Source organism: Mariniflexile sp. HMF6888 (genome assembly GCF_044335535.1).
Lineage (GTDB): Bacteria > Bacteroidota > Bacteroidia > Flavobacteriales > Flavobacteriaceae > Mariniflexile.
Window position 1 is genome coordinate 123549 of record NZ_JBIQVZ010000001.1, and the last position, 14576, is coordinate 138124.

At 31.9% G+C, this 14576-nt stretch carries 22 protein-coding genes and 2 tRNA genes; 11 read left to right on the forward strand and 13 right to left on the reverse strand.

The features are described 5' to 3' along the window. Positions 1 to 7 precede the first annotated feature (7 nt). The 8 genes from ACGLWY_RS00565 (at position 8) to ACGLWY_RS00600 (ending at position 4993) form a co-directional block, all read left to right on the forward strand. A complete protein-coding gene (locus tag ACGLWY_RS00565; protein ID WP_396617748.1) occupies positions 8 to 670 on the forward strand; it encodes a hypothetical protein in 663 nt (220 codons plus the stop codon). 8 nt (positions 671 to 678) lie between these two features. Further along, the gene (locus ACGLWY_RS00570) at positions 679 to 1467 is read left to right on the forward strand and encodes a hypothetical protein (protein ID WP_396617749.1); all 789 of its coding nucleotides are present in this window, start codon (positions 679 to 681) and stop codon (positions 1465 to 1467) included. A 4-nt stretch (positions 1468 to 1471) separates the two neighbouring features. Then, positions 1472 to 1627: a hypothetical protein gene (locus ACGLWY_RS00575; protein ID WP_396617750.1), complete on the forward strand. Its 156-nt coding sequence runs from the start codon at positions 1472 to 1474 to the stop codon at positions 1625 to 1627. Between the two features lie 92 nt (positions 1628 to 1719). Then, the gene (locus ACGLWY_RS00580; RefSeq protein ID WP_396617751.1) at positions 1720 to 2121 is read left to right on the forward strand and encodes a hypothetical protein; all 402 of its coding nucleotides are present in this window, start codon (positions 1720 to 1722) and stop codon (positions 2119 to 2121) included. An 18-nt stretch (positions 2122 to 2139) separates the two neighbouring features. Continuing rightward, positions 2140 to 2655 (forward strand): hypothetical protein, encoded by a 516-nt coding sequence (locus ACGLWY_RS00585; protein ID WP_396617752.1) that lies wholly within the window; start codon positions 2140 to 2142, stop codon positions 2653 to 2655. A 20-nt stretch (positions 2656 to 2675) separates the two neighbouring features. Further along, positions 2676 to 2984, forward strand: coding sequence for a hypothetical protein (locus ACGLWY_RS00590; RefSeq protein WP_396617753.1), 309 nt, complete (start codon positions 2676 to 2678; stop codon positions 2982 to 2984). Positions 2985 to 3789: 805 nt separating this feature from the next. Then, positions 3790 to 4311, forward strand: a complete 522-nt coding sequence (locus tag ACGLWY_RS00595; protein ID WP_396617754.1) for a hypothetical protein — start codon at positions 3790 to 3792, stop codon at positions 4309 to 4311. Beyond that, on the forward strand, positions 4304 to 4993 hold the full coding sequence (locus ACGLWY_RS00600) for a hypothetical protein (RefSeq protein ID WP_396617755.1): 690 nt from the start codon (positions 4304 to 4306) through the stop codon (positions 4991 to 4993). The genes ACGLWY_RS00595 and ACGLWY_RS00600 overlap by 8 nt, the downstream gene beginning before the upstream one ends. On the opposite strand, the gene ACGLWY_RS00605 is transcribed toward ACGLWY_RS00600, so the two are convergent. The 9 genes from ACGLWY_RS00605 to ACGLWY_RS00645 form a co-directional block, all read right to left on the reverse strand. Next, positions 4986 to 5189, reverse strand: a complete 204-nt coding sequence (locus tag ACGLWY_RS00605) for a helix-turn-helix domain-containing protein (RefSeq protein ID WP_396617756.1) — start codon at positions 5187 to 5189, stop codon at positions 4986 to 4988. The two genes, ACGLWY_RS00600 and ACGLWY_RS00605, sit on opposite strands and share 8 nt — an antisense overlap. After that, on the reverse strand, positions 5105 to 5383 hold the full coding sequence (locus tag ACGLWY_RS00610) for a hypothetical protein (RefSeq protein ID WP_396618636.1): 279 nt from the start codon (positions 5381 to 5383) through the stop codon (positions 5105 to 5107). The genes ACGLWY_RS00605 and ACGLWY_RS00610 overlap by 85 nt, the downstream gene beginning before the upstream one ends. A 156-nt stretch (positions 5384 to 5539) precedes the next feature. Further along, positions 5540 to 6283 carry a ribonuclease HI gene (gene rnhA, locus ACGLWY_RS00615; RefSeq protein WP_396617757.1) on the reverse strand — a complete coding sequence of 248 codons (744 nt, stop codon included), beginning with the start codon at positions 6281 to 6283 and terminating at the stop codon, positions 5540 to 5542. Between the two features lie 95 nt (positions 6284 to 6378). Then, positions 6379 to 6487, reverse strand: a tRNA-OTHER gene (locus tag ACGLWY_RS00620). A 220-nt stretch (positions 6488 to 6707) separates the two neighbouring features. Continuing rightward, the gene (locus ACGLWY_RS00625) at positions 6708 to 7760 is read right to left on the reverse strand and encodes a CBASS cGAMP-activated phospholipase (RefSeq protein WP_396617758.1); all 1053 of its coding nucleotides are present in this window, start codon (positions 7758 to 7760) and stop codon (positions 6708 to 6710) included. After that, positions 7753 to 8184 carry a hypothetical protein gene (locus ACGLWY_RS00630; protein WP_396617759.1) on the reverse strand — a complete coding sequence of 144 codons (432 nt, stop codon included), beginning with the start codon at positions 8182 to 8184 and terminating at the stop codon, positions 7753 to 7755. The genes ACGLWY_RS00625 and ACGLWY_RS00630 overlap by 8 nt, the downstream gene beginning before the upstream one ends. Positions 8185 to 8215: 31 nt before the next feature. Beyond that, the gene (locus ACGLWY_RS00635; RefSeq protein WP_396617760.1) at positions 8216 to 9481 is read right to left on the reverse strand and encodes a nucleotidyltransferase; all 1266 of its coding nucleotides are present in this window, start codon (positions 9479 to 9481) and stop codon (positions 8216 to 8218) included. Positions 9482 to 9484: 3 nt separating this feature from the next. After that, the gene (locus ACGLWY_RS00640) at positions 9485 to 9715 is read right to left on the reverse strand and encodes a DUF2188 domain-containing protein (protein WP_396617761.1); all 231 of its coding nucleotides are present in this window, start codon (positions 9713 to 9715) and stop codon (positions 9485 to 9487) included. Positions 9716 to 10321: 606 nt separating this feature from the next. Further along, positions 10322 to 10395 (reverse strand) — tRNA-Arg (locus ACGLWY_RS00645). Positions 10396 to 10514: 119 nt separating this feature from the next. On the opposite strand from ACGLWY_RS00645, the gene ACGLWY_RS00650 reads away from it, so the two are divergent. The 3 genes from ACGLWY_RS00650 (at position 10515) to ACGLWY_RS00660 (ending at position 11792) form a co-directional block, all read left to right on the forward strand. Further along, the gene (locus ACGLWY_RS00650; protein ID WP_396617762.1) at positions 10515 to 11072 is read left to right on the forward strand and encodes a YeeE/YedE family protein; all 558 of its coding nucleotides are present in this window, start codon (positions 10515 to 10517) and stop codon (positions 11070 to 11072) included. Between the two features lie 4 nt (positions 11073 to 11076). After that, positions 11077 to 11490: a DUF6691 family protein gene (locus tag ACGLWY_RS00655; RefSeq protein WP_396617763.1), complete on the forward strand. Its 414-nt coding sequence runs from the start codon at positions 11077 to 11079 to the stop codon at positions 11488 to 11490. A gap of 95 nt (positions 11491 to 11585) precedes the next feature. Next, positions 11586 to 11792: a DUF2892 domain-containing protein gene (locus ACGLWY_RS00660; protein ID WP_396617764.1), complete on the forward strand. Its 207-nt coding sequence runs from the start codon at positions 11586 to 11588 to the stop codon at positions 11790 to 11792. A 157-nt stretch (positions 11793 to 11949) separates the two neighbouring features. On the opposite strand, the gene ACGLWY_RS00665 is transcribed toward ACGLWY_RS00660, so the two are convergent. From ACGLWY_RS00665 to ACGLWY_RS00680, 4 genes are all read right to left on the reverse strand, one after another. After that, a complete protein-coding gene (locus tag ACGLWY_RS00665) occupies positions 11950 to 12225 on the reverse strand; it encodes an ATP-dependent Clp protease adaptor ClpS (protein ID WP_117172268.1) in 276 nt (91 codons plus the stop codon). 44 nt (positions 12226 to 12269) lie between these two features. Continuing rightward, entirely contained in the window at positions 12270 to 13115 is an 846-nt protein-coding gene (prmA, locus tag ACGLWY_RS00670; protein WP_396617765.1) for a 50S ribosomal protein L11 methyltransferase, read from the reverse strand. Positions 13116 to 13271: 156 nt separating this feature from the next. Next, entirely contained in the window at positions 13272 to 14021 is a 750-nt protein-coding gene (tpiA, locus tag ACGLWY_RS00675) for a triose-phosphate isomerase (protein WP_396617766.1), read from the reverse strand. A 41-nt stretch (positions 14022 to 14062) separates the two neighbouring features. After that, the gene (locus ACGLWY_RS00680; RefSeq protein ID WP_396617767.1) at positions 14063 to 14551 is read right to left on the reverse strand and encodes a TlpA family protein disulfide reductase; all 489 of its coding nucleotides are present in this window, start codon (positions 14549 to 14551) and stop codon (positions 14063 to 14065) included. Between the last annotated feature and the right edge of the window lie 25 nt (positions 14552 to 14576).

A 14576-nucleotide genomic window follows, 5' to 3' on the forward strand; every position in this document is an offset into this window, starting at 1 on the left:
ACTGAAGTTGAAAAGCAATCTCTCTAAAAATATATTTTTACCTGCAATATTTGGATTGTTTTTCTATTTATTCATAACATTAGGTGCTAATGCTAACTTAATATCTCAAAGTAAGATATTAAATATATTAGGAATTTCTTTAGGGGTTTTAGGGCTTTATGGAATAGTAATAGGAATGTTAAAGAATAATACAAATCTAGCAATAGGATTAGCTGGTTTTAATATAGGGAGGTTCTTATTTGGGTTTATAATACCTATAGTTGTGAGTGTTTATAAATTTTATTTTTATATCCCTAGTGACCATTATAATTCAATTTTAGAAAAAGAAAATATTGAGTTTACTGTTGATTTTAAAGAATGTCATAAAATAAAATATGGAACATTTATAGTGCAGAACTACGATACAATAATAAGATATAATGAAAACAATAAAGATTATGAAATTGTTAAAACTTTTGATTCTCAAACTACAAATAGAATAAAGTGGCTAGATAGCTGCTCGTATCTAAGATTTAATGAGTCTAACGGTTTGGCTTCTGAATATCTTAGATTAGGGAATTTTGAAGGCAGAACACATTATCTATATTCCAAACCATCAAGTTCACATAAATTATCAGATGAGAAAATAGAGATGGTAATAGAAGTAAAAACTAATAGTAAACTTAAATAAAGGGACAATTGGATAGTTTAGAAGATGTTTTTTTGTTTGTTGGATTTTTTTTAGCCACTCTTGTTGTAGTCTTATGTGTTTTCAGCAAAACACCTACAGAAAGAGAATATGACAAGAAACTAAAAGAAAGCTTGAAAGACGAATTTATAATTGATCCAGAAACTGGTGTTAAATTAACTTTAGAACAAGCTGAGTCTGGTCATTGGATAGCTCACGATAATGAGTTTAATACTATCCCAGAGGATGAATTAGACAAATTACCAAGTGAAGAAGCGAAACAAGCCGAAATAGCATTAAACTATTTAAGGGGGAGTAAGGAATATAAGAAAACTAAATTAACAGATGAACAGTTCAATATCTTAGAAGGGACTAAGACATTAACCAATTATGATGACTGGACATATTCCGATCCATTTGAATTTGAAGCGGGTATCGTTTTTCTGCCTTCTGTTGAATTAAATTTATCTGGTTATTACAAAGAGTCTCATTTAATGTTTTGGATTAAAATAAACGATATATCTGGACATTACTTTTTTAGGGAGAAATCATCTTCTGAAAAAATATTTGACCTCATTAGAAATGACGACGAAATTAAATCTGACCATTATGAATGTTTTACCTTAAAAAAAAGCTATAGTATTATACACATTAAACGAATTTTGGAAATTTTCGAAAAAGAAAAAGGGTTAGAAATCGAAATTGACAACAATAATCTATTCATAAAAACACTTAAACTCATTTCTTTAAACGATATTATTAGAGTTGAAAAATTAATAAAGAGGATTATTAAGATTTAGACAAATGGAAAAAGATTTATTTAATTTTTTAAACTTAAAAGAATTTTTGAATGATTCGTACTTTCTTAATCCTAGCAAAGAGAATTCAATATGGATGAAACAGTACCTTATTGATATTTACAATCGAAACGTTGAAGTTAAAAAGGAAATTAAACCATGATAAAATACAAGATTTTCAGAGTATCAATAGGCTTTCTCTTCTTTCGCTTTTATAGTAATACAAAGGTCTATACAATTAAGAATAATTTTGTCTTGGTTTCATTATCGATATGGTACACGTCAATTTCATTGTTATTTGGTTGGTGGGGAGGATTTAAATCTATAAAATATACCTTAGAAGCTATTCATGTTAACTTATCTGGAGGAATAGATTTTACTGAAGAAATGAATGAAACCGAATATGATGATAAAACGAATTATATATGGAATAATTTACTTCGCAAAACAATAGAAAGGGTTAAAAAGGATGAAGTCGAAATAATTATTGATATTCAAGAAGAATTTGAGCAGTTAGGTAAAGAAATATATACCGAAGTGAATGTAGATTATATATATTCACACTTAATTAAAATAAACATTTACAATGTAACAAGAGATGATATTAAAGACTTTTTTGATGCAAATCAAATATATTTAAACAGCTTAAACTCTTAGCGTCAAATTACAAAACTTATGAGAACCAAAAATTACAATTATGTTTCGATCATAATTATAGGTCTTGCTATAGCATTAATAGGGTTTTTAGCTTCAAAATTCACATATAGTCCTGATGTCGAATATTGGACTTTTATTGGGCTTACAATAAGTGAATTCGCTGGGTTTATTATGCTAATTCGTAACGGTACTTTTATCCGAACTAAATATTTTAGAATATTCAAAGGTGTTATAGCAATTATCATTATTGGTGCATTGTTTAAAATAATGCATGTGCCCTACAATAACATCATCTTGACTATTGGGTTTGTTTTGTGTGTACTGATTTATTGCTTTAGCTTTATTAAAAAGCCCATTAAAAAAAGGCTTGATTATTTAAAACTATTATGGGTAGTTGTTGCATATCCTGGGGCTGTTCTTCGAATTCTACATATTATCAATGACGATTATCAAATATTATCAAGCGCTATTATGTGGCTTGCAATCATTGATTACATGAAAATTGAAAGAGAAAAAAGAAGATTGTTTGAATAAACTATTTAAAAACATTTACGATGAATAATAAATATTCCCATCAGGGCTTTAAGTTTAGTATGATCGGATTAATCTTGATTATACTTTTAATAGCATTTACTCTCGTTCTGAACACCCTTTCATCTTATATTTATTCTTTATTAATAGGCGCTTTGGCTTTTTTTATTGGGATATTTGCCATTGTAGGATTTGTAAAATCATTGCAAGGATTAAAAGAACCAAATACATCTAAAAAGATCATTGGAATAATAATAAATTTGGGGATTGTTATGCTATTTATATCTGTAATTATTGCCAATTTTATTGATATTTATAAGGCTTTCACTTAATAAAATCCTAGAGAGAACGAATTAGGCTAACAAAAAATGAAAGTTTCAATGCTTAAAGGAATAACAATTTCCAGTATTTAACGCTGTGTACGAAATGAATCAGTGGATTGAACCAATGTTATAAAAAGAAATAACAATAAATAGTATTTTACTAATTTTCATATTTATAAGCTACAGCCCCTTTCTAATTTAAAATGGTTAAAAAAATGTTAAAAAGGGACTAATTCGGTGTCACTAAAATTTATAGATGCTGTAGCCTTACCCAAATTTTTAGGGAAGCCTACATGAAGACCTCATAAATACTAAAAAAATAAAAATTTGGGTAGTTCCTCTTACTCCGAAAAAACCCTTGTAATATTTTGATTTACTTCCCGTAGAGCCGTCAGCTGTTATCTTTTTTTGATGCCTGTTGTGATCCAATATTCAGGCTTGGTTAGACGTATAAAAAAGAGCGAGCGAGTTTAGCCTGAGCGTAGACGAAGGGAGTCTGGCTTTATGCCGTCGTCCAAGAATGAATCTTGTTGTTTTGCTGCCAAAAAAAAAAAAAGGGACAGTGATGGCTCGGAAGTGGATTAAAAAACCTTGTGAAATTTAAAATGGCAGGAAGTGGGACTAATACATACGATATAAAAATGTTTGGCGAACCGTTTCGAAATAATTTTTGTCCCAATTATTGACCCCATTTGAAACTAGATAAGTATGTTTTAATAATCAATATCGCATATCGCAATATGCAATACAATTAATTAAATCCTTGGTTTTTATAAATTTAACATGTAATATTGCATATCGCAATATGAAATATATGCAACAATCCAGAAATAATTTGAAACCTCAAGACATCGTAATACTCCTAAAAATAATAGCTTTAGGTAAACAATCATGGTTTCATCATACGATTGCTCAAGAATTGGGAATAAGCCAATCGGAAGTAAGTCAATCCTTAAACCGTTCCAAATATGCAGGCTTGATTGATGGTGCAAGAAAAAAAGTTAACAAATTAGCATTTACAGAATTTTTGATTCATGGTGTAGCTTATGCTTTTCCACAACACCCAGGCCCCATAGTAAGAGGTGTGCTAACGGCACATTCAGCAGAGCCATTAAATAAAATAATCAATTCCAGTGACAAATACGTTTGGCCCTATGCCAAGGGACAAGAGAGAGGCCAAGCCATAGAACCATTATACCACACTGCAGTAGAAGCTTCATTAAAGGATAAAGAGTTGTATGAGTTACTAACAATGGTCGATGCTATTAGAGTAGGAAGGGCTAGAGAAAAAGAAATAGCAAAAAAAGAACTGGAAAAAAGGATTCAAAATGCATAACAAAGTCATCAATCTCGCCTTAGTAGCACAAGTGGCTAAAGGACTAAAAGAGCTGAACGAAAAAATGGTCTTTATTGGTGGTGCCATAATCAGCTTATATACAGATGACCCAGCAGCTGAAGAAATTCGTCCAACTTCTGACATTGACATGACCATCAATTTGGCAAATTATACCGAATGGTCACAAATGCAAGAAAGATTGGCAGAACTCAGATTTTATCCGGATCCACAAGGGCAATCCATATGTTCTTATAAATTTCAAGATATTGCTATAGACATCATGCCGGCAGAAGACAGTAGTATCGGCATTTCAAACACATGGTACAAACCGGGTTTCAAGTTTATACAACAAATAGAACTTCCCGAAGGCATAACCATAAATATATTACCTTCCCCCTATTTCCTAGCAACCAAAATAGAAGCATTTAAAGACAGAGGGAAAAATGATTTTTATGGCAGTCACGATTTCGAAGATATCATCTATTTATTGGACAACAGAACAACCATTGTAAAAGACATACTAACAAGTCAAAAAAACGTAAAACAGTATATCAAACAGGAACTGAAAGCCATTAAAAACCATCCGCAAGCTGATGAAATTATAGCCATGCATATCCACCCATTCATTCGTGAAGAACGATTCAAAATGTTGGTGGAGAAAATAGAAATGATTATTAATTAAAAAGGGACAAACAATTTGACAAATAGCACCTTAAGTGTCTTTTGTACAAATATTGCCTGTCTTTCCCTACTAATTGAGCTAACTGGGTTTGAGTAAGCCCTTTTGATTTTCTTAGGTAGCGTCTCTTTCTCCAATTTTTATTGGAATAGATTTGCCATGTCCAGATTGGTAAACTTTCAAACCTTTTATCCTCCATCTATCAATAGTTTTTCTATTCTTCTTAAACTCTACTTCAACTTCATTAATAGTTAGAAGCTCATCTAAAGACTTCAACCGTTCGTTTTCTTCCTGAAGCCTTAACAAGTCTTTTTTTAATTTTCTGGAAGTGTTTAAATAATGCACTTTAAAGTTTCTCAAATTTTCACATAATACTTTTTCGTTTGATTTCATTATTACTGATTTTTAATTAAACATTCATTTTATATATAATACCAGCCAGCTTTTTTTTCGTTTGGCTAAATAGGTTAATTCATTGTTAATTTTTTTAAGGCATAAAAAAACCGCCCTATTGAGCGGTTAAGAATTTTATATTTATTATTCAAGATTTTACACGTTATCATTTCCGAAAAGATTATTAGCACTACCTATTTGTATTTTTGCTTCATCTACCATATACATTGTTTTACATGTAGGACAGTATAAATAATATTCAAAATAGTAAGACTGATTAGATTTTATTTTCTTCTTTTTAGGCGTTTTTTTAACTACTAAATCCCCACATTTTCTGCACTCATCACCTTCATTATTTATTTTTATTTTTTTGTTATTAGGATAATCTCTTTTTATCACAACATTTCTTTCCTCTTCAATTGGTTCATAACCATCATCATCATGTAAAGTTTCGGATTTAATACCCATATTAGCCAGTTCATCGCATCTTTCATTTTCATTATGTCCTGCATGACCTTTAACCCAATTAAAATTTACATCATGATTAGAAATTGCATTTAAAAGTCTATCCCACAAATCACTATTAAGAGCCTTTTTATTTTGGGTTCGCATCCAGTTTTTAGCCTTCCATTTTTCTACCCATCCTTTAGTAATGCCATTCACTACATATCTTGAATCGGAAAACACCTCTACATTAGATTTAGTCTTTAATTGTTCAAGTCCAAAAATCACTCCCATTAACTCCATCCGATTGTTAGTGGTAAGCTTATACCCCTTAAAAAACTCCTTTTTTCTTCCTTTATAGGTTAAGATTACTCCAAATCCACCCTTTCCAGGGTTGGGTTCTGCCCCACCATCTGAATAGAGTTTTATTTCAGGTATTTCATCCCATTTTTTCATTTGGTATAATAATTCAATAAATAATAATTAAACATTATCAACTAACAAACCATATTTGATCGACTGCCAAAGTTTCAGCGAAAAAAATTTAAAAATGGTGGAGAAAGGGGGAATCGAACCCCCTCTGCATTCAGTCTTGGAAGGTCAAAAAAACATATTGTTCATCTAATGCTTATAGTCAGGAAGCTTGGACCAATCTTCTCCACGAATGCAGCTCCTATAACTATACTTAAAATAGTCTTCTTTAAATTAATTTTCTTAATGCTATCTATTTTTTTCATAATATTCCGTTTTGTAATTATTAATAAACACTCTAAAAAAGGAGTCCAAAACATCCTAACTATGAGCATCGCTAAATCAATAGACTTAGTGACCTTTAACCCCAAGGTCTTAATATTTTTAAAATTATTTCAATGAGCAAAAATTAATAAAAATGGCTTTTTAAAATATGACTTCTATTTTCATGAAATTCAGCCATAGCCAATTCCGCAAAGTTTTTAATTCTTTTAGGGTCTTTTTCATCCATTTCGATTAAATCGTCTTCACATAAATTGACATTAACCCTATCATAAATAAAATTCGGATTATCTCTTTCGGTTTTATCAATACCTTGGTACAATAAGCTAATATAGTTTTCTACTAATTGCGATTGGCTTTGCATAAATAGGTCTATAAGTCTTTTTCTTCCATTCTTAACCATCCAGTAAAACAAACCCCATTTTTTTCTGTTTGAATCTCCTTCTGTATATTTTTTATATCCTGTTCCTAAAGATAAAACTTCTAAATCCTCTAAATTTTTATTAAATGCTTTTAAGGCTTCTATTATTCCAACAAGTGTTGGATTATTAGCCATTATGCCACCATCTACTTTATTGCTAAACGGTCTTGTCATACCCTCCATATCAATGTATTCAGTTGAATAAGGGTCGAAATAAGTTGGAGCAGCAGAAGTTGCCATAGCAGCTTTAAAAGCTGGTATATGTAAATCTCTCTTAAAATTAGGATGATAAGGAGATTTAAGTACACTTGGGTTTCCTTTAATTAAATCGTAAATAGGTATCGCCACATGAGTTAAGCAATCATTTAATCGAGGGTCATCTTCACCATTAAAAGATTCTTTAAATTTATTTCTAACTAAATCTTCTAAAGTGTCTCTTTCATGGGTAGACCAAATAATTTGCTTAAAAAAAGATAAAATCTTTCCAAGCCTTGAATATTTTTTATTCATAAAAATGCTACCTGCATTTTCTATGTATAAATCATATATTTCTTTAGCTGGAATACCAAGTGATAATGCTAAGGCTATTATACCTCCAGTAGAAGTTCCTGTTATTAAATGAAAATGGTCTTTAATTTTGGTTTTTCCATCCTCCCGATTTGCTAACTCTTGTTCAACTAAAGCTAAATAATAGGCAGGAAATACGCCTTTTATCCCCCCACCATCTATTGATAATATTTTAAATTTTTCTTTACTCATCTTTCAATATTTTATCCAATGTTTCATTTGGATATTCGTCATGTCCACCTCCATACCATTTCCCTTCAGGAAGCCATAACTCATAATAGTAAAGCCATTCACTTGCCCAAGGCATTATAGTATTTGATATTAGCTTAATAGATTTCCATTCATTCTTTGAAGGAGAATATAAACAGATTTGTTGAGCCTTAGTATTATAAACGTGGGGTAATTTTGTTCTATTTGGTGCTATTTTGAGCACTTTATCAATGACAAATATTTTTACGAACATGTTATCCTTATAAACAATTTTAACATTGTACGTTTCGCTCAATAATGTAGGTTGCAGCTTAAGCACAATCTCGAAACTATTCCAATTTTTTCTTAATACCTTGACATCAGGAAAATCCTGCTTAATAGCCAACAATTGCAAATAAGCAGGCATTCCTAATTGTTTTTTACTTTTTCGAAAGAACTTACTCCGCATTATACCCTTCAAAATTATGCTTAGGTATATTTGTCCCTATTGTTCCTAATACCCCAGTGCCTTTTGCCATCTTTCTTTTTCCATCTTCCCTTAATTCAGTACTAATATTGCCATAATTAGCGAAAGCCTTGTTCGTTACAAATTCTCCATAAATATTAGACATAGATTCATTTAAGAACTGCAATCCTTTTCCTTGATTATCTCGCAATATGCCTAAATCATTTTCTAATTTATCAAGCCATAAATAAAAATAATCCTCTTTTTGTTTTACTTCACCCCATTTATCGGCAAAATTTTCTTCACTATTTACTGGGTTAGGCACCCATTTTTCAATCTGCCCAGTATATGGATTTACTCTTTCTTCAATTAATGCTCTCATTCTTCTAACAATGTTGGTGTAGGCATCAATTATATTATCGCTTTTATCATATGCCCTGCTTGCCAACGTGGTTATTATTATAGAGATAGGCTTATTTTCACTATCATATTCGTCAGATGAAAACATTATATCTCTATGCCTTTTTAAAAGTTGAACTACTCTTTGTAAAGGCAACTTTTCTTTTTCATATGCTCTTATCGGATCAACTGATTCACTTAACATTATCAACTTCCTAACGTCTATTGTAGCTTTATCAAGAAACCATTTCGCATATCCAAAAGGATTGCTTTTTAACCAATTATCAACATTATTATCAGTTGAATAGTTATCCATCTCTTTATCCGTTATTTTAATTGCCAACTCGTCAGTGTTTAAGTCACTTCCGATGGCAAATGCTTTTTCCATTAAAACGGTTAAGTTTTCATCTGCAAACGAAGGCAATATATCCATATGATATCCTGCTCCATCTGAGTATTTTAATGTCCAGCATCTTCTCCCACCTTCTTCATAATCTTCACCATTTTTATGTTTTTTTATCATCCTATCATAATTACCATCCGCTTTAAGTCTATCTCCAACTTTGTCCTTTAAATCCTTTTGAGTCCATGAATCAGGTTTCCTTTCAAGTTTACACACTAAATCAACATCAATATCATCTTCTTCACATATAGGTTTTACAACAGTGCCTAACATAAATGAACCTTGAGGTAGAATTTTAGGATTATAAAATCTTAAATCCGACGTATCCCTGCATAACCAGTCGCCAACGGCTTCATAGCTTTTTACGGCTGATTCATATTCTTTCTTAGAAATATCAAGTTCTTTCCCTAATTCCTCTAAAATTTTATTTATCTCAACTTTGTATAGTAGTTCCATAATTTATCCTTTACTTTTTTTAGGGTCAATAGACTTTGGATATGTTCTTTCTTCCTGAAATCCACCTTTATTTTTATGGATTCTCAAAGAACCTCCTCCTTGGGATTCAATAAAATCTCGTGATTGCTTAATGGCATCAACTTTGTTTGCGTCAATTACTTTAGAAGCTCTTTCTGCATTTTCTTTTTTCAATTTGTACTTGTCGTCCTCATGGACTAAATGATAATTTTTCATCTTGCTATTAATCATTTAAATAAAGTCAGCATTTATCGGGGCTAACGTTAACCGAAAAAGGAAAAAATAGGAAATTTTGTTAGGAAGAAATAATTGCTATATTTGCACCACACAAAATAAGAGCGGTTTTTCCTTTTTAAGCAACCGCTCTATCAACTTTAAAAAAGTCCTATCGGTCAGAGGTTAGGACTTTTTCTTTTTGGAAAGTTTCAATCACTATGCCAAATTCTTAAAAAAATCTTAAAATGACAGCTTGTCAGAATTCACAGAGTGTCAATGCGGAATTTTCGATAAAACGCTATTTTTTAAGGCTAAAAAACATGACCATGACAAGGATTCTATTCTAAGTGTCAGTATATGACAGGCAATTTTTTTGATTTATAAAAGTCATTGATAGAAGTATTAGGATTAGCTTTTCTCCATTCAGCCAATTCTTTTGACCTATTATCATCATTTAAGGCATCCTTAACTGTTTTTTCAGAAGTTGCGGTATATTATTACTTGATCCGTATAATTGTCGTCAGACAAAGCTCCGCTTTGAAAATATTACAAACAAAAAAACGCTCAAGTAAACTTGGCGTTTTTTCTTATTGTGCTATTTATTCGTGACCTCGACTGGATTCAAACCAGTAACCTCTTGAGCCGTAATCAAGTGCGCTATTCAGTTGCGCCACGAGGCCTTTTAAAGTGGGTGCAAATATAATAATTTTATTAAAATACCACCAAATTTATTTTAATTTTATAATTCATTTTTAATTCTTAAAAAACTTCTATTTACATTTGCATTAAATCAATAGGTATGAACTATATTTTAAATCCGTGGCCTTGGTATATCTCGGGACCACTTATCGCCCTTGTTATGTCATTGTTACTCTATTTTGGAAAAACATTTGGCATGTCTTCAAACTTAAAAACCATGTGTACCGTACTTGGAGCTGGTAAATTTTCTAATTTTTTTAAGTTCAGTTGGAAGGACCAATTGTGGAACTTGACAGTTGTTGCAGGCGCTATTATTGGTGGATTTATTGCTACTCATTATTTATCAAATGATAGTATCACCGATTTAAACCCAAGTACCATTACAGAATTACAACAAATGGGATTTGAAAATGCAGGCACTCATTTAGTCCCCACTGAAATATACGACCTAGAAGTCATAAAATCCCCCAAAGGGTTATTGCTATTAGTTATTGGCGGGTTACTTGTAGGGTTTGGCACGCGATACGCAAACGGATGCACTTCTGGTCATGCCATTACCGGGCTTAGTAGCTTACAAAAACCTTCGCTCATTGCCGTTATTGGATTTTTTATTGGCGGATTGCTAATGGCTAACTTTATTTTACCATTAATTTTTTAAGCAAATGAAATATTTTAAGTTTTTACTAGTAGGTATATTTTTTGGTATTGTTTTAGTTAAATCTGAAGCCGTTTCGTGGTATCGCATTTATGAAATGTTTAGATTTCAATCCTTCCATATGTATGGTATTATAGGAACTGCCATTGCCTGTGGCATTCTATTTCTTCAAATTTCAAAGAAAGGCTATATAAAAAGCATCAAAGGAGCCAATATATTTGCGCCTAAAAAAGAAAATGGATTTATTAGATATATTGTAGGTGGAACCATTTTTGGTTTTGGTTGGGCGCTTATCGGTGCTTGCCCAGGACCTATGTATATATTATTGGGCACTGGTGTTTACAGCATGTTAATTGTAATTGCTGCCGCTGTTTTAGGTACTTTTATTTACGGCCTTTTAAAAGACAAACTTCCCCATTAATTTTCTCTAATCAACAGAATTAAAGCTTATGTGACAAATGTCATATAACTAACCATTTTCGTTCTATAATTTTATAATTATAAAATTATAGATTTATGAAAAAAAATATGGGTTCAACAGATAAAGGCATAAGAGTAGCAATTGCTATTGTTATAGCACTTTTATATTATTTAGATATTGTTAAAGGCACTTTTGCATACATTTTAATAGCCTTAGCCATTATATTCTTATTAACAAGTTTTTTTAGTTTTTGTCCACTTTATGCACCCTTTGGAATAAACACTTGCAAAACAAAGAAATAACAGCGACCAAGGAGCCAGGCTGCCGCAAGGGAGAGGTACATAACTATGGACCGAAAAATAACTGATGTATGGTGGAAAAAGGCATATAAAAGAGCCAAAGTAAAAACATAAACAGTCTCTTAGTATATGTTATTCGCTGAATAAAAGTAAGTTAACATTAAACTATTTCGGCACTTAATCCTGCTTCAAGTAGCATGGAGCAACGTGGTTTTAAATCATCGTACAAGCCAGTTTTTACAGTACATTTGCCTTTATAATGCACAAGGAGTGCACATTGCTCTGCTTGTTCTGCAGTGTGTTCGCAGGCATAAATAAGCATATCTATAACGTGATCGAAAGTATTGACATCATCGTTATATAACACAATCTCGTTTTGGGTAAGTACTTTTTCTTTTAGTAGTACTTCTTCCAATGTTTTTTCTTGAGTACTCATAATCCCTTTGTCTTACAGACACTTCCCGAAGAGGAAAGTTCCAATTAATGTACTAATTTAAAAAATTTTAAGGCAACCCAATGGTTTCTTTCCAATTTTTCTTCAAATTTTAACATGTACTTTTCACATGTTTCTTGAATAACCGGAATATCATCTTTGTAAAATCCACTTAAAAATAAAAGACCGCCTTTATTTAAACACGATACGTAAGTTTCCATATCGTTTAATAAAATATTACGATTAATGTTAGCTATTATTATATCATATTTTTTACCTGTTAAAACACTGGCATCACCTTCTATTACAGTGATATGCTTACAATTATTACGCTCTACATTTTCTAAACTATTTAAATAGCACCAGTTATCATAATCAACCGCATCTATGGGATTTGCACCTTTCATTTCGGCTAAAATGGCTAGAACACCAGTACCACAACCCATATCTAAAACCGATTTATTGGTGAAATCGTTTTTTAAAATATGCTGAATCATCATGTGGGTGGTTTCGTGATGTCCTGTACCGAAACTCATTTTGGGTTCTATGATAATATCGTATGGGGTGTTTGGTTTTTCATGAAATGGTGCACGAACTGAGCATATATTATCTACCACAATGGGATTGAAGTTCTTTTCCCATTCTTCATTCCAATTGGTTTGTTCAATTTCGTTGAACGCAAAATCGATTTTAAATTCTTCGGAATTTAATATTTGTACATCATCAAGTATAGATTCGTTCCATTCCTCTTTTTGAATGTAGGCTGTAACACCTTCTTCGGTTTCTACAAAGCTTTCAAAACCTGCATAACCAAGTTCTGCAATAAGAATTTCCACTCCAGGTTGAAGTGGAGTTACTTTAAACTCGTAGCCTATATAAATGATGTTTGACATGTGTTTTTTTGATTTACGATTTTTGATTTATGACTCACAATTCACGGTTCACGAATTTGCGTTAGCGATAGAAACGGCATCCTTTTTGGCGCCAAAAGCGCCAAAAAGATACAGTGTATAGCGCGACCCTTGGGTAACGCCTAAAAGATTACATTTTTAAAATGCGTTTACAATGGCAAAAAAATCGTCTGCGTTAAGTGCTGCACCACCAATTAAACCTCCATCTACATCTGGTTTTGAGAAAATCTCTTGTGCATTGTTTGGTTTCACACTTCCTCCATATAAAATGGATACACTGTTTGCTACAGCGGCACCATATTTATTGCTCAACGTTTTTCTGATAAATGCGTGCATATCTTGTGCTTGCTCTGGACTTGCAGTTTCGCCAGTTCCAATAGCCCAAACTGGTTCATAAGCTAACACGATGTTTTTAAATGCCGAAGATTCTAAATGAAACAAGGCGTTTTTAATTTGGCTTTCAACAACATTTTCATGGTTACCCGATTTTCTATCGGCCAAAACTTCGCCAAAACAGAAAATAATACGCAAATCGTTTGATAAAGCTGCATCTACTTTCTTAGCTAAAATCGCATCTGTTTCACCAAAATACTCACGACGCTCACTGTGACCTAAAATAACGGTTTTTACACCAACACTCTTAAGCATACTCGCACTAATTTCGCCTGTGTAAGCGCCACTTTCTGCGAAATGCATGTTTTGTGCAATGACTTCGATGCCGGTGTCTCTTAATGATTGAAATGCCTGAAAAAGGTTTGTAAAGGTTGGAGCAACCATAACCTCGGCATTTGATGTTTTCGATTTAGCTTTTAAAGCACTAATTAATGATTCGGTTTGCGCTAAATCATTATTCATTTTCCAGTTTCCTGCTACAATTTGTTGTCTCATTTTTAATTTACCTTTTTTTATTGAAGGGTTTTTATTAAGTTTTATAATATCTTTTTGATTTTTTTATCGTCAGCTTCAATAGCTTTGAATAATTTTATTTTTCCGTTTTGGTCGATTACCATATACCTGGGGATCCAATCTAATTGAATGAATTCACCAAAAGGGCCTTTCCAACCAGATTGCATAAAATAATGTTGTCCTTGCATATTATATCTCTCAATGCCTTTTTTCCAAGCTTCCTGGTTTTTATCTAAGGACAAAAATACATAGGTCACATTTTTATGGGCTCTTTGCAGATTTTTAACTTTAGGTATACCACCAATACAATCTTTACACCACGATGCCCAAACATCAACCAAAATGGTTTTGCCTTGATTTGCTTCTAAAATTTCTTTAAAGCTTATTGAGTTTCCATCTAATGTAATAAAGGTGTCGTTTAATGCAGTCTCGGAAAACTTAGTAGACGCTTCTTGGGCTTTACAGCTTAAAATACTTAAGACGAAGATTAATATATAGTTTATTTTTTTCATTTTTCTATTTATGGGGTTTCTGTCT